Raw genomic sequence first — 21,957 nt, 5'->3', positions numbered from 1 at the left:
CATTGTTGGGCCTTCATCATTACTTAACACAGTGTTTAACGTAACGCAGACCAAATCAGATTCATTAACGTCATTGTACATTAACTGTCGGCGATAACCTATCGCTGAAATACACTCATCATGGTAAGCATGCACCACACGGTGTAGTCTGTACTGCAGTATATTCCGTTAACAGGTTCACCGATGAAAAAACAACTTCTTTTACTTACCAGCTGCGCACTGTTACTTAGCGCCTGTGGCCGCAATGAAGTGGCAGACGTGTCATTAGGTTTGTTTACCACCAAAGACGTAAAGATTGATACGTTTACCGATCCGGTGGTGACCGGAGTAACCTGCCATGTCGCCAGCATCGAGGCCAACCTAAGCCTGGCTGATCCTTCCGACAGCTCAATTGCTTGTCGTCAGACCGGCGAGATCACCCCGGCCATGATTGCGGCCATAGACAAGTCAAAGTCTGGTGATGTGGTGTTTTCTAAATCCAAAAGCGTATTGTTTAAGAATATGAAGATCCGTCGCATTTTCGATCCGTCCAGCCAAACCCTGATGTACTTATCCTACTCCACGAAAGAAACGTCGGGCAGTTTTAAGCACAGCTTGTCGACCGTACCACTGTGGGGAACCAAGGCCTATGTCGATGCGGCCGTTGCAAGTCAGCCTGACTAGCATGGCGCCAGGGGTTTAAGCAGCGTGCAGAGACGACGCTGCGTTTTCTTGTGGATGTGCGCTGCGGCTGCCCATCCGGCCAGCCGCAGGCAGTGCTAAGGGGTATTAATACAGTTCAAAGACGGGTTTGCCGTCGGCATCGAATTTTACTTCCATCACGCGCGCATGACGATTTGGATCGTAAAGTGGATCCTTAACGATTTCCTCCAGCGGGCGGGTATCGGTTTTAGGTACAACCGATGGTTCGCCCACGGCATTTTCATAGTCACGAGCATGATACACACACAGCGGGGTTTCACCGTCTTCAGCGACCGTGAAGCAGTTGTGTCCGGGCCCGAAGATCTTTTTATCGTAGTCGGTTTCAAGTACCGGATGACGGGTTTTGGTCCACGAGTTACGATCCAGTAAATCTGCGTTTTCATCGGCTTCCATGTAGCCCATGCAATAGCAGGCACCGGTGGCACTGGCCGAAAACGCAATAAAGATTTTGCCGTTGTGTTTAATCACGGCAGGTCCTTCGTTAACCCAAAAATCCACCCGCTCCCAGTCATAATCTGGCGTGGTTAACATAAACTGCACGGTTTTAAGCTTGATGGGCGATTCCATTTCAGCGAGATACAAGTTAGACGCAGCAAACTGGCCACCGGTTTTCTCAGCCCAACAGAAATACCGTTTACCGTTATTTTCAAAAATGGTGGCATCCAGAGAAAAATCGGTGAAGGATTTATCATCCCCCTCTGCAGCCTGCATCATGCCAAGCTCAACCCACTCGTCGTTAAGGGGATCCTGGCCTTTACATTCCAGTACATAAGGGCGTAGCGCCCAAATATCCTCTTCCTCACTGGCAGCAAAATAGATGTACCACTTGCCATCAAGATAGTGAATTTCCGGTGCCCAGATATGACGGCTCATTGGCCCGCTGTCGTGCTTAAACCAGATGTCGAAGGTTTCGGCATCCTTAAGACCTTCCAGGGTTGTTGCCTTTCTTAATTCGATGCGGTCGTAGGTCGGCACTGAGCCGGTAAAATAATAATAACCATCGCTGTGTTTATGAACAAAAGGGTCGGCGCGTTGTTCTACTAGTGGCTTATTGGTTTTCACTGTCATCTTTTAACCTGATTATTGCTCTGAATTAATTGTCGTCATTTGTATTACAAATTGATTTAGGACGCAAAGATAACATTTTTTTCACGCTGGATGCCAAGGTTTTAATGCGCCATCGCACCGCTTTGCCGCCCTGCCCGACGTTCAGCTTGAAGAGTACTATATGCGATGCGCCTCTGCGTAATGTCAGTTTTATTTACAAAAGGAAACGGTACACCTCGACAACTGCAAATAGAGAAAGCCATAAATAATTGTTTTAAAAGATATAAAAACAAAAAGAATAAGTAATGGCCCAAAAAATGCTTAATCCTGACAAAAGATTCCATTTATTTTTTGAGGCAACGATGAAAAACCTTACCACCAAGGCAGTCGCAGCAACTATTTTGCTGGCAGCGAGCGCAAGCTCAGCAAATGCAGCATTCATTACTTTCCAGGCGACAATTCGCGATTTCTCATCAGCCCACCCTGATTTTGAAAATAACGGCGCGAATGGATCAGGATTAGTTACCGGGCTCGTGGCAGACACGCTGGGTGCTGATGGCAAGCCTGTCTACGTGGGTGGCACCACAATGTCCACACAAGCAAATTTCGATCAATGGTACAACGACGTCAGCGGCGTAAATTACACATTTACCAAAAGTATTACTGCCACAGAAACGAGCACAGGCTCAGGTATTTATACCTACTCGAATAACCAATACTTTCCACTCAGCAGTTCAGAAGGTTTTGGTGACCAAGGCTTCGGCAATAATTATCACTTTACCACTGAGATCCGCACCCTTTTTACCTACACTGGTTTTGATGCTGGCAGCGACTTTTTCTTCAGCGGTGATGACGATGTGTGGGTATTCATCAATGGTGAGTTAGTGATCGACCTTGGTGGTATCCACGGCACCGCTAACGGCGACGTAGATATTGATAGTCTTGGTCTTACTATTGGTGAGGACTATACGCTGGATATTTTCCAGGCGGAACGTCAGACCACAGGTTCAACATTCAGCTTTACCACAGCAGCACAATTGGTAAGTGCTGATCCGGTGAGTGAGCCAAGCTTGTTTGCACTTTTCTTCGCCGGTTTAGGCGGATTGTTTGTCGCCCGTAAAAAGCGTAATACCGCATAATAGTAATCGTCCGGTGGTGAGGCCAGGTGGCACTGCCGGACGATCACTTCCATTGATTTGCAGGGAGATACCTTTTCCCTGTATGTGCTCCAAAGGCTATACCTTCATTTTGGCTTATAATGACGACTTCCGGAAACAACATGTGCAAATGGTTGTTTGCGTTAGGTAGCCCGTTACCGGGCTAACAAGAGCTTCCTTGCTCCAGGTTATTTTTGGTGAATTATTCTGCCTAACAGATACATACCAAAATACTACTCCAGGGGAGTGACATGGTACATCGATATCTCCAGGCAAATGTCTTCTTTGCCCTATCCCACCTTAAGGCTACAACACGAGGTTATAAACTATTTAGCCACCGAATCGGTTAATGGCTGATGTTTGCACTCTGCAGCGTTCTTGGTCGGTTTTCGCCGCGGCCAAAAACTGAGTCCAAATAAGCCACTCACGATTGGAATTCGTTTAATCACTTCATAACCCAGCGCACAGCCAACGCAGGTCAGTACAATGATCAGCAGCGCTTCAATACCAGCATGCAGCTTAAGCGGCATGAGAGCCACGGCCAGTAAAATAATCAATGTCTGGTGAAAAATATAGTAGGGCAAAATAGCCCGGTTGAAGTAGCTCAATAATGTACTGCCAGACCGTAAGTAGCGACCGGCATAGCCCACCAGCATTAAGATCCATCCCCATAAATTTAAGGCTAATAAAATGCCGATAAAATAACGTACATACCAGAGTTGATACGTTGCCTCATCGAGGGCGAGATAGCCGTGCCGGTCGAGGACAATTAAGCTGTAACCCACTACCGAAAACGCGACAAACCAGCGTCGGTGACGTATAACCTTTTCCCATATTGCAGGCATACTGGCAAGCAGATAGCCGGCCACGAAAGCGAGTAAATACTTGCCATGGTTATACCAGTCGCCAATCAGTGCGTGGGTAGACGGATAATCGTTACGCAAGGCGAACCATATACCGGCCATAACACTCACTAACACTACCATCAGCAGTGTAGCGGGCAGTTTATTAAGCCATTTGGCAACAAGGCTAAGCCAGGTTGACGCGAGCAACGCGAATAGAGAATAGAGCCACAGGTAGGGTAAAAACCACAGGTGATTCCAGGTGAGCAAGCCGATGGCAGACTGCTTATGCGGCGCCAGCGACGTATCCAGATTAAAGTATTCGCGCATAAAGGCGCTATAGCTGCCTTCATAACCTATCCCGTATATCAATTCGACATACAGCTGGGGTGGCACGATTACAGCCATCCCGAACAATAACGGGATCATCAGCCGCCTGGTACGTAAACCTGCCAGCCGCCAGCCCGAATAGCGCTGCCTGACTAACGCAAGTGCCATAGCGGAAATAAAGAATAACAACGACATGCGCCACTGATTGCTCATGATCATAACATCCTGCAACCAGATGTACTGATCGTCGCTTTTGAGGTGAAAGTCCCATTCGTAAACATAATACATGCCCACGTGATATAAAATAAGCAGTCCAAACGCCAGCGTGCGAAGCCAGTCAATATCATGTCGTCGTGTGTGCATGAAGAATCCTTGTGGTTAATGTGCAAAAACAGTTGAGCAAAATAGTCTGGCGTACACCACACAACAGGTGTAAGCGGGTACAATGAGTGACTAGCGGCAGGTTCGTGGGCTAAACGGGGGGATAAACGGTTGCTATCAGGCGCTTAAAACGCAAAGATAAGCGCTTCGAAATTAGGATGGGTTGCATGTCACACAGCACTTCAGTTATTCACTCGATCACCCGGCGTATTGATCGCCACCCACAACGTTACGCGCTGCTGGCGATTGCATTTTATTTGTTTTTAAACAATACGGTGAATGCTACGTCCACCTGGATGGAATCAACACGTCATGGTGAAACCTCGCTCAGCATGTGGGAGCCGTTTGTATGGGAATATTCAAGCGCGTTGTCGACCTTACTGTGCCTGCTGCCGCTGTTTTGGTTTTGGCGTCGCTACCCACTGCGTTTTGCCCGACCCGGCAAACAGTTAGCCATGCACCTGCTCGCGTCACTGGTATTCAGCGTTTGCCATGTGGTTTTAATGGTAGGGATGCGCGAACTTGTCTACAGCGGCGTTGGCGGCGACTACAACTTTGGCCCCTGGCTGCGGGAGTTTGTCTACGAGTACCGTAAGGATCTGCTTGGCTATGTAAACTTTTTGGTGCTCTTTCAGCTCTGCCGCTTTGCCTACAGCCGCATAAAAGGTGAGGCTAATTTCATTGGCGAAAACGCTCCGAACAGAGACGCTGCGGGTTTAAATGATGTATCCCATAACCATTCATCCGCTCCCCCTGAACATTTGCTGGTCAAAAAACTCGACAAGGAATTTTTAGTTAACGTTGCTGATATCGAATGGATGGAGTCCAGTGGCAATTACGTCAACCTGCATGCGGCTGGCAGCGTCTACCCATTACGCTCAACCTTAAGTAAGCTCACCGACACCCTCGCTGAACGAGGCTTTATAAGAGTACACCGCAGTTATGCGGTTAATCGCCACAAGATAACGTCGGTCAGTTATAACAATAGTGGCGACGGCGATGTAATGCTCAGCAACGGTCGGCAAGTTAACCTGTCACGTCGTTATAAAGACAAGCTTAAACAATACTGGTCAGAGGGATAACCCCGGCGCGCTACTAATCAACCGACTACAACAATCAAGGCATTATCGTGATACTAGAAAACCTCTCTATGCTGGATATCAGTTTAATTTTGCTCATTGGCTTTATGGTGGGCTTGGCCAAAGCCGGCATCCACGGCACCACGTTATTGTCGGTACCGCTGTTGGCACTGATGTTTGGTGGTAAAGCGTCTTCAGGGCTCATGTTGCCGATGTTAATTATGGCTGATGTGTTTGCCGTCCATCATTATCACCGCCATGCAAACTGGCAATTTTTGATAAAGCTTTTCCCTGCCGCGGTGGTCGGCGTGTTGCTTGGTACCTGGCTGGGCGAGAAAATCGACGACGCACTATTTGTGCAAATCATGGCAGCCATAATTTTTGTTAGCGTGGCGCTGATGATTTGGCTGGAACGCAATAAAACCAAAGTCCCTGACTATACCTGGTTTGCTGTCGCTACCGGCACACTGGGCGGTTTTACCACCATGGTGGGTAATCTGGCAGGCTCGGTGATGGCAGTGTATTTACTCAGTATGCGCCTACCCAAAAACGTCTTTATTGGCACCGCGGCGTGGTTTTTTCTGGTTATTAACCTGTTTAAAGTGCCTTTCCATGTGTTTGTGTGGGAAACCATTACCTGGGACAGTTTTAAACTTAACCTGATGGCGTTGCCTGTGATTATAGCCGGTGTTTACACCGGTATCTGGCTGGTCAGGAAAATCAGCGAGCAGCATTATCGCTGGTTGGTGATCATTATGACGCTGGTTGCGGCCGCCGCGTTATTGCCGCAGTAGGGCTTATAACCAGTGTTTAATCCAACGCGCTTCCTGTTTAACTGATGCGTGACCGGCAATTTGCCGGCGCACCGACAAATAATAGCCTCGCTCGGGCACAATTAACGACTTCCGCTCCACTCTGCACAGCAAGCCGTTGTCTAGTTGCTCTTTCACCAGGGCTTTTTCCAGTAAGGCGACGCCCTGATGATTCAACACTGCCTGGAGTAACAATATGGTATGGCTAAAATAGGTCTGGCGTTTAATCGTAAGCGCCGGATACACATGAATTTGCCACAGCGCCCATTCGTTAACGTCCTCCAGTGTGAGCAATGTGGCTTGGGTCGTCCAATGCTCGGCTTCGCCGCCAATCTTAGCCAGGTAAGCCGGGCTGCATACCGCGATATACTCCTCTCTTTGCAACAACTCGCTGTGATACCGGGGATCAACAATGCGCTGACCAAGCACCATATCAAGACCCAATGCCACCGGATCATCATTGCATTGCAACATACGCACCCGTAAATCAGAGACGGTGCCGGAGATATCCCTGAAACTCAGGGCCTGGGTAAAGCGGTTCATGGCTAACGCACTGTCCACACCAATGTTGATTGCTGTCAGCGCCTGATTTAAAAACTGCGTGGCAAGGGTATCAATGTCAGCAAAATGGTGGGTCAATGCTTCGGCAAACTGGCGGGCTTGTTCGCTCAATACCAAATGACGACCCTGCTTATAAGTAAGCGGAAATCCGCACAGTTTTTCTATACGGCGCAACTGATGGCTCACCGCACTCACCGTGATATGCAGTGACTTTGCCACCTCCGACTGGTTACCCAGGCGATATAACAACGCCAGTAACTCTAATTGCTTAAGCGTAAATTTACGCCCCATAGTTGATATTACCTCAAGTAAAAAGACTGACTTATCAATTTTATAAAAACCGAAGAAAGCGGAAAATTGCTTCACCAATTGTTATTTTAATTATTATTACTGGAGCTATTATGAAAACGATTATCAGCTTATTCACTTACAAAATCATTGTATACATATCAACTATATTACTCGTATTCGGATATTCGATAAATATCGCATACGCGGAATCGGGGCATTTTTGTGGCGATCCGCTGCCGGCTGAGTCACAGCAGTTAGAATCCATCATCCCAGCCCTTTACAACGTGGTATCAGGGGCTGCCGGGGAGCCAAAGGACTGGCAGTTAATGGCTGATCTGTTTGCTCCCACTAGTCAGATAATTCCGGTATTTCACGATGAAGAAGGTCAACCGCAAATACAAGCACTGACCGTCGACGAGTTTACCGCGCTCAATAAAAAGATATTCAATGACATTAATTTTTACGAAACGGAGGTCAGCTCGAGGGTTTATCAGGTTGGTCATATGGCAACAGTGCTTAGCCATTATGAATCCCGTGATGCCCTCGATGCGCCAGCCTATTCTGAAGGTATTAATACGTTTCAGCTACTTAACGATGGTCGTCGCTGGTGCGTCATCGCCGTGACCTGGGACAGTGACAAAGGTGGTCATGCTATTACTGCCCTTAACGACTAGCCAACGTCACACCGGGGTTGTCCTTTTGTCGTTGACCATTTAATACCCGGCCAACGACAGTTCGCCGAACCATGACTTCGTACAAAGCAAAGGAGGTGGCTACGGTGAGACCACTAATGCTGCACAGTTTTATTAGCCAGTGCAGCGGTAACTCGGCAAAGGCAACCTGTAACCAAACCACGATCGGCAGGTGAATGAGGTACAGCCAATAGGCACCATCAGCAAGGTAGCGAACAATTGCGCTCTGCCCGCTCAGCCATTTTTTACACGCGCCAATTATCAGCGCAACGAGTGACCACATCATCACGGCATAACACAACATATATGCTGCTTTCAGGTAATGGTACTGTTCGTGCGCGGGCCGGGCTTCGTATTGAGATAAGATAGCGGCGCCAGCAGTCGCGACAATGCAAAGGCCAAGTTTAAAACCGGTAATGCGGGCAAATTGTTCGATCATTGCGGTATGACGCTGCATTAACCAGCCGCAGGTAAAAAAGCCCGCATAAATTAAGGTCACCGGTAGGTGCGGCAGCAGGGATTTGTCAGGGGTATCCACTCCCCAGTGATGCATAAACCATAAGCAACACGCGGTAGGCACAGCTGCGGCAATGATGCCAAGTTTCGATCTGCACAAAAACGCTACGGTCGCAGCGGCTAAACCGGATAACCAGGTGGCTGGGGCTCCGGACTTTTTAACCACATAACGCACCATCAGCAGCCCCGCAGTAATTACCAGTAAATAATACAAAAACCACAGGTGTGTACCCACAAATATCCCTTGTGGCAGCGCACTCAGACTTTCAATACCGCCTAGCAGTGCTGCGCCCACATCGGCGTCTCCGCGCATGCTTTGCGCTCCCATAATCCATCCCGATACTAGCAGTGGCCGCAGTACTATCCAGCCAATCACAAACGGCACGACAATGCGCCAGAATCGTGAGATTAAAAATGCCCTGAGGCCCTGACGGGTTACCACCATATGGCTGAAAAAGCCGGCGACAAGAAAAAACAATTCCATTCTGAACGAGTGACTTACCAACGTAAAAAGCGGGATCCATTGGCTGGTTGAAATATCCATCACAGCCCAGCCAATAAACATCGGCATAAAGGATAACCCGGCATGAAACACTACCCCCAGAAGCAAGGCAAAGGCGCGCACCGCTTCAAGATAATCCAGTCGTACAGTGCGCGTAGCGAGCGAGGTTGCAACGGGTATCCCATCGGATACCGTTAACGGCATTGGTGTAGTGGTTTTCATGGTGGTTTCCTGTTTAGTTCAGCAACGGCATTGATTAATAAAAGCCGACTTCATCGATGGCAAAGTCGTAGCTGCCTTTTTGCATTTCAAATGCAGTAATGCTGAGGCTGGCCAGGGTCTGGGTATTCAGCGCTGTTGGCGCCGACCACGCCCGCGCCAGCTTCTCAAACGGAATTTTCACGACATGAAATTCACCATCGGGTTTTACCACGACGGGCGCCGCATGATAGTCAAAATTTGTGATTTCAGTGCTGTTAGCAGAGACTGACATATTGCCACTGTTTATTTTTACCCGCATGCGAATCCCCTGGTAGGCACTGGCATCCTGCGGCTCGCCTGCAGCATCGAGCAGTAATACAGTGCTGGCCCAGCCAGGCTGACCACGTGGTGGAGCAATGTCGCCGCTTAAGTAAAGTACCCCTTCACTGACACTGGCGTTGCTAACTGTACTGCCACCCGCGACAGAGTCGTTCATGTGTTGTCTGGGCAAGCCCAGGTTGTTGGTCTCAGCGCTAAAATCGTCTACCACTGCAGGCAAGGTGTCAGCCAATGCAGCGCCTGTAAAAGTCAGTAACATCGCACATGCGGCGCTGTTGAGTAGATGACGGACAGTATAATTAAAGGTTTTCATAATAGGATTTACTCCGGTAAGGCAGTTAACATAAAGTTCTTAAGCAATGCTCTGAACGTTTGTTGCGACACGGCCAACGTGCGCGCTTAACCTATAAGTGCCCGGCGGTTTATCAAAGGTGACAACATAAGTGAAAAAAATAAATTAAACTGTGGTGTCACCTTTTTTTAAGTGGCTGGCACTTAGGCGTAAATCCACCAGCTAAAGATACTTATGAAACTATTTAGTAAGCCCACGTCAATAACAGATGAAAACGATGCCGGCCTTGTGATGCGATCGTTAGGCGGCGATCGTGACGCTTTTTGCGCCATTGTAAGCCGTTATCAAAACCTGTTGTGTTCTATTGCTTATTCGTCGGTGGGCGATTTTAAATACAGCGAAGACATTGCCCAGGAGGCCTTTGTGGATGCCTGGAAAAAGCTCGATACCTTAAGCGATCCACATAAGTTAAAGGCATGGCTGTGCGGCATTCTGCGTTTTAAGGTAAGTCGTTACCGGCGCAAAACCGCCAAACAGTCAGCAACAGAAAGTGGCGAACTGAGCGACACCGCACCAAGCAGTGAAACGGCTCTGGATGACGGATTAATCGCTGCTCAGCAGCAAACATTATTGTGGAAAGTCCTTGCCCAAATGGAACCCACCTACCGTGAGCCATTGGTATTATTTTACCGCGAAGAGCAATCCGTGCAGCGGGTCGCAGCCCAGCTTGAACTCTCCGAAGATACCGTAAAGCAGCGACTGTCCCGCGGTCGAAAAATGCTTAGGGAGGCCATGCAAGGCATGGTTGAGGACGCCCTTAAAAATAGCAAACCAGGTGTTGCCTTTACGACCGGTGTTTTAACCATGATCAGTACTATTGCACCACCCGCCAAAGCCGCCGTATGGGGAGCCGGGGCCGCTAAAGCCGGTTCATTTTTTAAACTGGCCTCAGTACTAACGGTACTGGCCGCCGCGTCCGGATTTATCAGTTCATTTTTTGGTTTACGTACTGGGTTAGCTCAGTCAAGAACTGCCAATGAGCGCAAACTGGTGATAAAAATTGTGGTGGGGTTTATCGGTACAGCACTGATTTTCACCGCGGCGATGCTGCTGCTAAAGCAACTGGCAGTAACCTACCCTGACCATGCGGCGCTATTAACCATCATGTCGCAAACAGTGCTGCTAATTTTTATTATCAGCTACTTTGTATTAGTACAATACATGTTTGAAAGCTCAAAAGTACTAAGAGCGCGCGAGCGATTGTTTTACCCCGATGCATTTCGTCGTGAAGCCGATAAACCAGGCGCTAAACAGCGCGAATACAAAAGTAAACTGACACTTTGCGGCGTACCACTTTGCCATATTCAGTTTGACACACCCGAGCACGGCGAAGGCCCCGCATTTGGCTGGATTGCAGGTGGCGCCTATGCACGGGGTCTTTTATTTGCCTGGGGCTGCGTGGCCATTGCACCGATCAGTGTTGGGGTTATATCGGTTGGCATCGTCACAATTGGCGCAATCGGGTTTGGATTATTAAGCCTGGGCACAGTGGCCATTGGCCTGGTTGCTTTTGGTGCTGCGGCAATTGGTTTTAAAGCGTATTCATCGTTATCATCGTTGGGTTGGGACAGCGCCTTAAGTGGGGGATTTGCCATCGCTAAAGAGGCTGCGCTGGGCGCCCCGGCCTATGCCGAACAGGCCAATACAGAGCTCGCCGCTGAAATTACCCGGCTGACATTTTTTACCCAGCATTATCACTGGTTATTAGCACTGATTGCTGTGCTGGTCATCGTGCCGGCCGCATGGCATTCGCACGCTGTTCGTCAGCGTCTGAAACGTGAACGCTAACCCAGAGTTAGAGTTGCACGGCCCGCCGGTTAAGAGTAGTGTTGTGCAGGGAGTTACATGCAGCAGCGGTGAATCTGCCCCGTAACACCAGCTTTAACATTAACCGCGCTTGCTTTTACAGGTTCCATAATGATGTAGCGGTTTACAATTTCTCTGCTTTCCATGTTGAACCCTACTTGCCTGGCATTGATGACCTGGCGCTTCGTATTTTACAAGACATGAAGCCGCACACACTCAGGTTAATGCGTAATTTTCATCGACTCGACGTAAACGACAAGGATTAGCATCATGAGAAGGCTGCAGATCAATCATATTACTACCTATCAGTTTTCTGGCGCCGTAGAACTTACGCCTCATACCTTGCGACTTCGTCCTCGCGAAGGACACGATCAGCATATCGAATCATCGCAGTTAATCATAACGCCGCCAGCAGAGCTGCATTGGCAACGCGACGCCGAAGAGAACACCATTGCAGTCGCCTCGTTCACCCAGGCAACGCAAAAATTAGTGATAAACAGCACCATTACCATTCAGAAGTTTGATATTGAACCACATAATTTTTTGGTCGCCGAGCATGCGGTTGACTATCCGTTTGCCTATACTACCGAGGAAGCGATTGCACTAACGCCCTACACTCAGATTCAAAGTCCTACTGACAAAGACGACCTTAAACGGTGGCTGGCAGACATTTGGCAACCTGCTGAACAAATCCAGACCTTTGCCTTATTGTTACGACTCAACCAGAAAATTTATCAGTCATTTGATTATATCAAACGGGAAGAAGAAGGCGTGCAGCCCCCGGGTATCACTCTGACATCACAAGCCGGTTCCTGTCGTGATCTTGCCAACCTAATGATGTTAGCCGCACGTAAACTTGGCTTCGCGAGTCGATTTGTAAGTGGGTACGTACATACCGGAGAAGACAATATTCAGGAGGGCTCAACCCATGCCTGGACAGAAATATTTATTCCTGGCGCAGGCTGGAAAGGCTTTGATCCAACCTTTGGAAACCTCGCGGGCTCATCACATATTGCCGTCTCAGTATCACGCCGGGCAGAACTCACCCCTCCCATATCAGGTGGCTTTTATGGTAGTCCGGGCACCACCATGGAAGTGGATGTGCAGGTTAATGAAATAATGTAATACTGGCCTGGCGCTCATGAGAACTCAACCCAATTCCCGAGCACATTATATTATATTGCGCCACTCTGATATTTTACTCTGTGTTGGCTTAATACGAACAAAGATTAGGACAGTCACTCTCTATCCCTCTGTGTTGGCTTAATACGAACAAAGATTAGGACAGTCACTCTCTATCCCTGAGGACAGTTGGAATATATTCAAACTTCGGCACAATAAACTTACCGTTAACTCAAGCAGGTGCAAGACAGTGCCCAGACCCCGTAAATGCCTTATCAATCTGTCAGACACCCCGTTTTACCATTGCATATCCCGCTGCGTCCGCCGGGCCTATTTATGTGGTGAGGATAGCGTTACCGGCAAGAGTTACGAGCATCGCCGGCAGTGGGTGGAAGACCGCTTGCTATTGTTAGCTGATGTGTTCTGCGTGGACGTGTGTGCCTATGCTGTTATGAGCAACCACACCCACGTGGTGTTGCGCATCAACAAACAAAAAGCCGATGCTTTGTCGGTTCATGAGGTTATTAAGCGGTGGCATAGGCTCTACAAAGGCGTGCTGTTGTGTCGACGTTATATTCAACCAGATGAATGCGACATGATGAGCGATGCCGAAGTTGAAACCGTAAACGCTATCGCAGCAGTGTACCGACGCAGGCTATACGATATCAGTTGGTTTATGCGTTTGCTCAATGAATTCATTGCCAGGCAGGCAAATAAGGATGATGACTGTACCGGACATTTTTGGGAAGGCCGGTTTAAGTCTCAAGCATTGTTGGATGAAGCCTCACTGGCGGCATGTATGGCTTACGTCGATTTAAATCCGGTACGCGCACAAATAGCAAAAACACCGGAGTCATCCGCCCACACCAGTATTCACAAACGAATTGAGGCGGCGAAATCAAATCGACAGCCACGCTCGCTGCTTGGGTTTGCTGGCAATCCAAGACACAACATGCCCGATGGGTTACCGTTTCGTATTGAGGACTATCTGGCAATTGTCGAATTAACAGGCCGCCATTTCCATCCTGCCAAACTAGGCAAAAACGCAGATTCAGCATTGCCAATTCTTACCCGAATGGGGGTAGACGATGCTGACTGGCATACCCTGGTATCCGGCATTGAGACAGAATTTAAAACCACAGTGAGTACCGAAAAATTAAGCAATATCCACAACAGAAATCGTCGATGTCGTTCAGCATAGCAAACTCATTCTCAGCCTAAAGCTCCCAACCAGCAAGCAGTCCATACTCGCGTTAACAATAACCAGCGAGGATTAATGGATGTCAAACCTGCAGTATTTAGCGTCGTGTTGAATGTTTTCCACTAATCCTTTGCAAGTTCCGCGATAAATCCGAGATAAGTCTCTAAGCGAGCAGGCGGAATGAGCAGACCAGGCAAAGCACATTAATAGCCGTTAAAAGTGACTGTCACAACATTGCTCTCAGCATTGTTGCTAAAAAGAAAAAACCACGGTGCTGGCTGCACCGTGGTTTCAATTATTCCAAATAATGTGACCTGAAGGACTTAAAAGTCATCCATTAGAATAAGTTGTGGCGGCGCAGCTTCCATGGAGCCATTGACAGCAATCGCCGTGTACAGGCTACCCGCCTCAAGCATCAGCAACCCCGTTTCAATCGCTGGCTGCTTGGTTCCGGCGGCAGTCACGGTGACCACGTATTCACCCGCAGCTAAACCTACATAACCAGTTTCCGCCAGTGCATCGGTTGTATAATCAACGCCAGCAAACGCCGGGTCGACACTGTCGATGTTACCGTCAGCTGTAACATAAATGTCGACACTGCCCGCATCCGGAGACGCGTGCACAATTCTGACCCGAGCTTCGGTGGCCACTCGACGCGGCATGTCTGCTAATAGATCCAGCTCCGGCGCGGCAAGTGTGTTGTTGGCAATCGCCGTGTAACTCATGCCCGTTTCAAGTGTAATCGCCGCATCATCAATAGCAACCACGCTGTTATCGGCATCCGCGACCACGTCAACCAGGTAGTCGTCCGGAGCAACCGACAGATAACCTGTAGCCGCTGGAAACGCCAGAGCATCTACCAGAGTGACCGCATTATTGGCAATCACATCGACCGCAGGCGCATCACTAATACCATGAACAACGCGAATATCGGCGGTTGCGTCAGCATCCCACAGCTTCACCGCACTGGTGCCATCAGCAACCAATAATGTAACAGGTGAATCACCGCTTCCCACGTTATTAGTGGCAGCCACCAGTAAGTCGGCACCATCGGCAAGAGCTACCGTACCCGAATCGAACACCACATCGGTACTACCTGCCGGGGTAATTCTAATCTGATAGTCACCGGCTGGCACTTGTACCAAACCTGTAGCATCCATAAAGGCCGCGGTAGCCAGAGGCTGCTCATCAGCCAGTGCGGCTCCCGGCGCAGTCACATAAATATCGACCGTCGGCGCATCAGACGCTGCGTGCACAATTTGCACCTGCGCATTGCCCGCTTCAACGGCGGTCTCTTCGCTGGTTACCGGCAGCAACATTAAACTATCGTCTGCTACACTGCCCACAGCGAATACATCGTAATTCATGTCTGCTTCCAGGGTGACATCTGCTTGCAACACTTCGGCATTTTCACCCGGCAATATAGCCGTTACACCGATATCATAGGTGCCTGTTTCGACTTCAAAACGCGATGAAGCAACCTGATAATCGACTGATTCCAACCCGTTTAAAATTGCGTCGTTAGCGGTAATATTTACCAGCGGCGCGTCAGATGCGGCATGAATCACTCTGACATTGGCAAATTCAGGTGGTGGTGGCGGTTCGACCGTTGGTGCATCGTCGTCATTATCGAACAGACAACCGGTTAAAAATAATGGTAAACTTACTGCTGCAAGGAGTGAACTGATCCTCTTCATTTGGTAGATCCTCATGATTGTGTTGTGACAAAGACAATTACGCGGTCTGTTTAAGAAGGGATCAGCCTCCTTGCAACTTTAGGATAACAAATATTGATTTTTGTGACTGACTCCCCATGTCACGCCGTCATTGCGCTAATCAATACGTGCCCCGACTGTTATGTTTCGCTTTTTTAACATTTCTCAGTACACTGCTTGATCCTGACCCGGAACCGCAACCTGATGCGCTAGCAGCCCCGGGGAATTTAACAGTCAGCCAAAGCGGCAGTACGGTTACCCTCAGTTGGACGGATAACAGCACCAGTGAATTAGGCTTTTATGTGGAACGTGGCCTAAAGCAAAAAGGTCAGGTGTCGTTTCAACGTATCGCCGTGGCAGGGGCGGATACGACCTTTACAACCGATAACGCTGATGCACTGGCAAGCGGCAACTACTCTTATCGGGTACAGGCGTATAACAATGCTGAAGTATCAGGCTATAGCAACACAGTGAGCGTGAGACTGAAGTAGGAAAATACCCGCACAACAACAAAAAGCCCCGCCGGACAGTTGCCCGGCGGGGCTTTTTTATCGCTTAGCAATTCAGCTTCGCGCGGCTTATTTAGTTACCATTATGCAATGGCGATATTGCCTTTAGACTGACCAGTATGCACCCGGCGACGACGCTGTTGACGAGGCTTATCCGCATTATGCGATGGCCCGCCAGCCGCTCTTGGCGCGCCGCGCTCAGCTTGCGCAGCTTTTGGCTTCTTAGGCTTTTTAATTTTCTTCGGTGCCTGCAGCGTGGTTTCGGCCAATTTTTGGCTTGGCTCAAAGCCCGCCAAGTCCTGACGCGGAATCAGTTGCTGGGTTAATCGCTCGATATCTTTTAACTGATCCAATTCATCAGCACTCACCAGTGACCATGCCTGACCGCTTGCGCCGGCACGTCCGGTACGACCGATACGGTGAACATAATCAGCCGGCGTATTCGGCAGGTCCAGATTAATCACGACCGGTAAAGCGCTGATATCGATACCACGGGCGGCGATATCGGTCGCCACCATCACATCGATAGTACCGTCTTTAAATTCTTTAAGGGCTTTCGTTCTCGCGCCCTGGCTTTTATTACCATGAATCGCGGCGCTGGGAATACCGGCAGCGCACAGCTTGGTGGTAATCCGGTTAGCGCCATGTTTAGTGCGGCTAAATACCAGTACCTGTTTCCAGTTCTGCTGTTTAATCAGACTGATAAGCGCGGGGATTTTACGCGACTTATCTACCGCAACTAAATGCTGCTCAATGATTTCTACTGCCGTATTGGCCGGTGCAGTAGAGAGCTTTAACGGGTTATTGGTGATGCTCTCTGCTAATTCAGTCACCGTCGGTGAAAACGTGGCAGAAAAGAGCAGCGACTGTCGCTGTTTAGGCAACAGTTTTAAAATACGTTTAATGTCGTGAATAAAGCCCATATCCAGCATACGGTCCGCTTCATCCAGCACTAAAATTTCAAGTTGGTTAAACTTAACGGCATTTTGCTGATATAAATCGAGCAAACGACCGGGTGTGGCTACCAGCACATCAACGCCTGAACGTAATGCACGCATTTGTGGGTTAATGCCCACGCCACCAAATACCACTGCGCTTTTTAAATGCAGATGGGTTTTGTATTCACGCACGTTCGCTTCTACTTGCGCAGCAAGCTCACGGGTGGGGGTTAAAATCAACGCTCGAATTGAGTTTGACTGAGCTTTTGGCCCTGCCGCTAAACGCTGCAATACAGGTAAGGCAAAGCCTGCGGTTTTACCGGTACCGGTTTGCGCGGCCGCCAGGACATCTTTACCGGTCAGGATTGCGGGAATCGCTTCTTGCTGTATAGGTGAAGGTTCACTGTAACCTTTTTCGGTAACAGCTTTAAGAAGTGGTGCGCAAAGCCCAAGTTGGCTAAATGACATTGATACCTCGGTATTGGAGACGCGGAATGCGGATAACAGGGGGTGGATAAGCAGGCGACAGGCGCCTGCGATCTTAGATAAATTTCTAATTTACAGTACTACTACGTCAGCAGCCTGAGGGCCTTTGTTGCCTTGTTCTACAACAAATTCCACGGCTTGACCTTCGTTCAAAGAACGGAAACCGTCAGATTTAATCGCACGGAAATGTACAAATACGTCTTTGCCGCCATTTTCCTGTGTAATAAAACCAAAACCTTTTGCTTCGTCAAACCATTTTACTGTACCAGTCGTCTTAGACATGGGTAACTCCTAAATATTTTAAATTTTTGCGAGTCGACAATCATCGACCCATTCATGCACTCGCGGGCTATCAGTTTTCTACCAGGCTTGAATCGGAATTGTCTTAATGTGAATCGCGTTAGGAGACTTACATGGACGAACGGAAGAAGCAGTGATCAAATAAAAATAGAACCTTTTTGAGGCGGGACGAATAGTATCACCCTTTATCCAAATGTCCTAGTTTATTATTTAACCTCCCACTATTTATTTCTAACAACCGCTGGCCGCCCGTCTCTACAGCCATTATTTAAACGCGTGAAACAGCGAGCGGTTCGCCTTATTCGAGACGCTCGCTAGCCGCCTTACGCTTAACTTGCGCAAATCAGGCGTAAAACCGGGCTTATAACCTCAGGACCAGCACTAATGATTAAAAATAATGGTATTATTTAACAAATCCATGAATATTAATCATCACTATGATTGAACGCTTTCACCTCGCCGTACTAACGGCAATTGAACAACAGGGCACGCTGACGCAGGCGGCGGAATCCCTGCACCTCAGTCAGTCAGCACTCAGCCACAGCATGAAAAAACTGGAGCAGCAATTAGGTACGCCGCTGTGGGAAAAGGATGGCCGAAAACTGCGCTTAACCCGCGCAGGCAAGCAAATTTTGTTGCTCGCTAAGCGCATATTGCCGCAGTTTGAACACACCGAAGCACTGCTTAAACAAATTGCCAAAGGCCAATTAGGCACGTTACGCATTGGCATGGAGTGCCACCCTTGCTATCAATGGTTACTCAAGGTTGTGGCCCCTTATTTAGAGCGCTGGCCGAATGTCGATGTTGATGTTAAACAGGCATTTCAGTTTGGCGGCATGCGCGCTTTGTTCGATTACGATATTGATATGCTCATCACGCCCGACCCACTGTTTATTAGCGGCGTAGAGTTTATTCCGGTATTTGCTTACGAGCACCGTCTGGTGGTAGCCGCTGACCACCCGCTGGCAACGCGCGCGCACATTACGCCTGCCGATTTGGCCGATGAAATACTTATTACCTATCCGGTTGAACCCCAGCGACTCGATGTGTTCAGTCAGTTTTTATCTCCGGCGGGCTGTGGTGTTAAGCAACACAAGCGTATTGAAGCCACCGAGATAATGCTGCAAATGGTAACAGCAGGTCGTGGTGTCGCTGCGCTGCCTGGTTGGTTGATTGAGCAACATGCACAACAGATGCCCCTCACCAGCCTGCGTTTTGGCGAACAGGGCATCATGAAGCAAATTCACGTTGGCATTCGTAACGGTGATACCAAAATAGAATACATTAGCGACTTTATAAGGCTAGCCAAGCAAACCGATGCCAATTACGGTTAACGCGCGTTTTTTTAAAAACAGACTCCACAATAAAAAACACCCCGCCTGCATGAAACAAGGCGGGGTGTGAGTCGTATCGCTCAGAGATTAAAAACTGACGGTTACGCCCGCCCATAAGTTACGGGCTTTATCCTTAACATTGTAATCATCGGTAAAGTTCACTTCGCTGGTTACCCCACGGCCCGTTAAATACTCAAACTGACCATCATCATTGAGATCGTCATAGGTTACCGAGTACGTCGTAAAGTCGCGGTCAAGCAGGTTGTTGATGCGTAAGTTAACCACAACGTAATCGTTGAGTGTCCAGCGTGCGCCCAAATTAAGCAGCGAGTAATTTTTAAAATACAGCTCGCGCTCTAACACTGAGTCATAGCCACGATATCTGTCCGAACGAAACTCACCTTGCAGGTACACGTTCAGATCGGCGCTGATATCCCAGGTAATGTTAACGTTCGCCATATGTTCAGCCGTATTGGTTAACGGCAAGCCGGCGTTGGCACCACTTTTTTGCTCGCTGTCAGTCCAAGTATAGTTAGCATACACCGACCAGTCAGTTGTTAACGCATAGCGACCGGCCATCTCAATGCCCTGCAGTTCGACTTTATCAATATTAATGCTCTGGCTGTAAGTATCGTAGCCAAGTTCGTCGTACTCACCTAAGTTAACACAAGGGCGCACACCACCGGTGGTGTTACAGCTTTGTACCGTATCGCCCCGCGCAATCTTATCTTCAAACTCAGTACTGAAGTAGGTAATGTTAAAGTTGTGCTCACCGCGGCTCCAGTACAGCGCAATCTCTGAGTTGACGCTGGTTTCAGGCTGCAACTCGGGATTACCGGCAAACGGGCTGGTGCCCTGGCCACCAAAACCGATAATGCCATCATACAGATCGGTAGTTTGCGGGGTTTTATAGCCGGTACTTACCCCACCTTTAACCGTCCAGTAGTCGCTCAGGTTGTACACCGCATAAATACGCGGCGAGGTTTGGCTGCCAAACACTTCATGGTCGTCATAGCGAAAGCCGGCAGTCAGGGTCATATTATCCAGTATGCCCCAGTTGTCTTCGGCAAACAGTGAGTACATATTCTGCTCCTGCACTGCACCGGCCTGTCCTGATTCCAGACCAAACACACCGTCTTTTAGCTCACCATCGATAACCTGTGCGCCGAGCACAATATTGTGATCGCCTGCGAAATCTTCGACCGGAATATCAAAGCGTAGATCAAAGGTATACTGACTGCTATCAAGGGGACGCGCCGGGCGCGGCAAAAAGGTTTGCTCGGCCAAATCGCGACGTTCGTCTTCACTCATATCCGCGTACTCACCGGTGCCATCATACATTGCTTGTAATAATAACCGCTCAGCAACGCTCAGTGGCAGCGTTCGACCATTGTTCTGGGTATCGACGTAGGCCAATGACGTCGCCACGGTACCAAAGCTCCATTGCCCGTCGTAAGCCACCGACCACCACTGGCGGTCAAATTGTTGCTCGGCAGCGTACCCCGCCCGCGGGTTAACCTGGCCCCGGCGTGCCTGCCATAAACTTTCGATACTGTCACGCGTGCCGAGCGGATAAACGATTTCACCGGTTTCAAGATTATACTCAGGGGTGTTGTCGTATTCCTGGTGTGAGTCATCGTAGTCAAAGGCAATCTCATGGCCTTTAGCTGGTGTATAGTTAAGGCTGAAACCATAGTGTTCACTGTTGTTATCGACGGTGCGTCCACCACTTCCAAACCCCAGCGAGCGCACATGCACAACGCCATTGGGATCGACCGCAGGTGCCAGCTGCGGCGTGGACGCCTGCTGCTCGTAGAGGCTACCGCGAATACCTAAGCTTAATACGTTATCGATTAACGGGCCGGTCACTGAGAAGTCGGTGGTAATGTCGTTACCAAAATCATCGTTGGTTTGAACACTGCGACCAAAGCTGATATTGCCGCCCCATTCGCTGCGATGCTTTTTAGTGATGACGTTAATTACCCCGCCCAGCGCATCGGCACCGTACAAGGTTGATGCCGGGCCACGGATGACTTCGATGCGTTCGATGGTATCGAGCGGCGGCATGTGATTAAAGGCATTACCACCAAAGTTATTCGGGTAAATATTACCATGATTGTTTTGCCGGCGACCGTCTATCAGTAGCAGCGTGTACTCCCCCGTTAGCCCACGCATACTCACGCTCCCCTGGCCGGTTTTATCGCGTGAGGTGCCGATATCAATGCCTTCCTGATATTTCACGGCATCGAGCAGTGAGGTAAACGAGCGGGTTTTTAAGTCTTCGGCTGTGATCACCGAGATACTGGCCGGTGCCTCGGTAATTTTTTGTTCAAACCCCGTAGCGGTAACAACCAGGTGCTCAATGTCATCATTACCAGGCACGGCTGTTGCGACAGCGTTTTGCGCTAAACCAAACTGGATTGCTATTGCCAGACAAGAGTATGCGTAACGAGAAATCATGATAGTCCTTTTTTATTGCGAATGCGTTGTGTTGCTGTGTGTTGAGGGTTGCTAATAATAGGGCCATAAAAACAAATGTCAATGCAAATGATATCTATTATCATTTGCATTGAGTAAGTGGAGAGTTTAGACCGGAGGGGATCGATGCTTTTTACAAGCCGTCACGGGAAGGCTTACACGATGCTAAGCAGCGCGTTTTCACTTTGCGATTCACCTGTTGTCGAGGTGTTAACACTTATTGCGCCTTGTTTGGCAAGATTAAACAACAGTAACCTGGGCGGT

Annotated in this window: 19 protein-coding genes; 10 read left to right on the top strand and 9 right to left on the bottom strand. The window is 48.9% G+C overall.

Going from position 1 to position 21,957, the window contains the following annotated elements:
• The first annotated feature begins 183 nt into the window (after positions 1 to 183).
• Positions 184 to 663 carry a CreA family protein gene (locus OIK42_RS16985; protein WP_273642278.1) on the top strand — a complete coding sequence of 160 codons (480 nt, stop codon included), beginning with the start codon at positions 184 to 186 and terminating at the stop codon, positions 661 to 663.
• Positions 664 to 768: 105 nt separating this feature from the next.
• Here OIK42_RS16985 and OIK42_RS16980 read toward each other — a convergent pair whose 3' ends face one another.
• Positions 769 to 1,770 carry a glycoside hydrolase family 43 protein gene (locus OIK42_RS16980; protein ID WP_273642277.1) on the bottom strand — a complete coding sequence of 334 codons (1,002 nt, stop codon included), beginning with the start codon at positions 1,768 to 1,770 and terminating at the stop codon, positions 769 to 771.
• A gap of 284 nt (positions 1,771 to 2,054) precedes the next feature.
• Here OIK42_RS16980 and OIK42_RS16975 point away from each other — a divergent pair, with 284 nt between their 5' ends.
• The gene (locus OIK42_RS16975; RefSeq protein WP_273642276.1) at positions 2,055 to 2,888 is read left to right on the top strand and encodes a fibro-slime domain-containing protein; all 834 of its coding nucleotides are present in this window, start codon (positions 2,055 to 2,057) and stop codon (positions 2,886 to 2,888) included.
• A 344-nt stretch (positions 2,889 to 3,232) separates the two neighbouring features.
• On the opposite strand, the gene OIK42_RS16970 is transcribed toward OIK42_RS16975, so the two are convergent.
• Positions 3,233 to 4,441, bottom strand: a complete 1,209-nt coding sequence (locus tag OIK42_RS16970) for an acyltransferase family protein (protein ID WP_273642275.1) — start codon at positions 4,439 to 4,441, stop codon at positions 3,233 to 3,235.
• A 185-nt stretch (positions 4,442 to 4,626) separates the two neighbouring features.
• On the opposite strand from OIK42_RS16970, the gene OIK42_RS16965 reads away from it, so the two are divergent.
• Positions 4,627 to 5,541 carry a LytR/AlgR family response regulator transcription factor gene (locus OIK42_RS16965; protein WP_273642274.1) on the top strand — a complete coding sequence of 305 codons (915 nt, stop codon included), beginning with the start codon at positions 4,627 to 4,629 and terminating at the stop codon, positions 5,539 to 5,541.
• A gap of 47 nt (positions 5,542 to 5,588) precedes the next feature.
• The gene (locus OIK42_RS16960; protein WP_309568780.1) at positions 5,589 to 6,332 is read left to right on the top strand and encodes a sulfite exporter TauE/SafE family protein; all 744 of its coding nucleotides are present in this window, start codon (positions 5,589 to 5,591) and stop codon (positions 6,330 to 6,332) included.
• A gap of 3 nt (positions 6,333 to 6,335) precedes the next feature.
• Here OIK42_RS16960 and OIK42_RS16955 read toward each other — a convergent pair whose 3' ends face one another.
• Positions 6,336 to 7,202, bottom strand: coding sequence for a LysR family transcriptional regulator (locus OIK42_RS16955; RefSeq protein WP_273642273.1), 867 nt, complete (start codon positions 7,200 to 7,202; stop codon positions 6,336 to 6,338).
• Between the two features lie 110 nt (positions 7,203 to 7,312).
• Here OIK42_RS16955 and OIK42_RS16950 point away from each other — a divergent pair, with 110 nt between their 5' ends.
• A complete protein-coding gene (locus tag OIK42_RS16950; protein WP_273642272.1) occupies positions 7,313 to 7,876 on the top strand; it encodes a hypothetical protein in 564 nt (187 codons plus the stop codon).
• On the opposite strand, the gene OIK42_RS16945 is transcribed toward OIK42_RS16950, so the two are convergent.
• Both OIK42_RS16945 and OIK42_RS16940 read right to left on the bottom strand, forming a co-directional pair.
• Positions 7,866 to 9,134: an acyltransferase family protein gene (locus tag OIK42_RS16945; protein ID WP_273642271.1), complete on the bottom strand. Its 1,269-nt coding sequence runs from the start codon at positions 9,132 to 9,134 to the stop codon at positions 7,866 to 7,868. The genes OIK42_RS16950 and OIK42_RS16945 overlap by 11 nt on opposite strands.
• A gap of 34 nt (positions 9,135 to 9,168) precedes the next feature.
• Positions 9,169 to 9,765, bottom strand: coding sequence for a CIA30 family protein (locus OIK42_RS16940; RefSeq protein WP_273642270.1), 597 nt, complete (start codon positions 9,763 to 9,765; stop codon positions 9,169 to 9,171).
• 213 nt (positions 9,766 to 9,978) lie between these two features.
• Between OIK42_RS16940 and OIK42_RS16935 the strand changes: the two genes are divergently transcribed.
• The 3 genes from OIK42_RS16935 (at position 9,979) to OIK42_RS16925 (ending at position 13,933) form a co-directional block, all read left to right on the top strand.
• Entirely contained in the window at positions 9,979 to 11,592 is a 1,614-nt protein-coding gene (locus OIK42_RS16935) for an RNA polymerase sigma factor (RefSeq protein WP_273642269.1), read from the top strand.
• Between the two features lie 288 nt (positions 11,593 to 11,880).
• Positions 11,881 to 12,735, top strand: a complete 855-nt coding sequence (locus OIK42_RS16930) for a transglutaminase family protein (RefSeq protein ID WP_273642267.1) — start codon at positions 11,881 to 11,883, stop codon at positions 12,733 to 12,735.
• A 247-nt stretch (positions 12,736 to 12,982) separates the two neighbouring features.
• Entirely contained in the window at positions 12,983 to 13,933 is a 951-nt protein-coding gene (locus OIK42_RS16925) for a transposase (protein ID WP_273642266.1), read from the top strand.
• 323 nt (positions 13,934 to 14,256) lie between these two features.
• On the opposite strand, the gene OIK42_RS16920 is transcribed toward OIK42_RS16925, so the two are convergent.
• Positions 14,257 to 15,630 carry a DUF4397 domain-containing protein gene (locus tag OIK42_RS16920; protein WP_273642264.1) on the bottom strand — a complete coding sequence of 458 codons (1,374 nt, stop codon included), beginning with the start codon at positions 15,628 to 15,630 and terminating at the stop codon, positions 14,257 to 14,259.
• Between the two features lie 116 nt (positions 15,631 to 15,746).
• Between OIK42_RS16920 and OIK42_RS16915 the strand changes: the two genes are divergently transcribed.
• Positions 15,747 to 16,139, top strand: coding sequence for a fibronectin type III domain-containing protein (locus tag OIK42_RS16915; protein WP_273642262.1), 393 nt, complete (start codon positions 15,747 to 15,749; stop codon positions 16,137 to 16,139).
• A 101-nt stretch (positions 16,140 to 16,240) separates the two neighbouring features.
• On the opposite strand, the gene OIK42_RS16910 is transcribed toward OIK42_RS16915, so the two are convergent.
• The gene (locus OIK42_RS16910) at positions 16,241 to 17,563 is read right to left on the bottom strand and encodes a DEAD/DEAH box helicase (protein ID WP_273642261.1); all 1,323 of its coding nucleotides are present in this window, start codon (positions 17,561 to 17,563) and stop codon (positions 16,241 to 16,243) included.
• Between the two features lie 90 nt (positions 17,564 to 17,653).
• Positions 17,654 to 17,863, bottom strand: coding sequence for a transcription antiterminator/RNA stability regulator CspE (gene cspE, locus OIK42_RS16905; protein WP_273642259.1), 210 nt, complete (start codon positions 17,861 to 17,863; stop codon positions 17,654 to 17,656).
• A gap of 455 nt (positions 17,864 to 18,318) precedes the next feature.
• On the opposite strand from cspE, the gene OIK42_RS16900 reads away from it, so the two are divergent.
• Positions 18,319 to 19,215: a LysR family transcriptional regulator gene (locus tag OIK42_RS16900; protein ID WP_273642258.1), complete on the top strand. Its 897-nt coding sequence runs from the start codon at positions 18,319 to 18,321 to the stop codon at positions 19,213 to 19,215.
• A gap of 87 nt (positions 19,216 to 19,302) precedes the next feature.
• Here the strand turns inward: OIK42_RS16900 and OIK42_RS16895 are convergent, their stop codons facing one another.
• A complete protein-coding gene (locus OIK42_RS16895; protein WP_273642257.1) occupies positions 19,303 to 21,675 on the bottom strand; it encodes a TonB-dependent receptor domain-containing protein in 2,373 nt (790 codons plus the stop codon).
• Between the last annotated feature and the right edge of the window lie 282 nt (positions 21,676 to 21,957).

Source organism: Alteromonas gilva (assembly GCF_028595265.1).
GTDB classification, from domain to species: Bacteria; Pseudomonadota; Gammaproteobacteria; order Enterobacterales; family Alteromonadaceae; genus Alteromonas; species Alteromonas gilva.
Note: the sequence above shows the minus strand (reverse complement) of the source record. Positions and strands in the feature narration are given on the sequence as shown.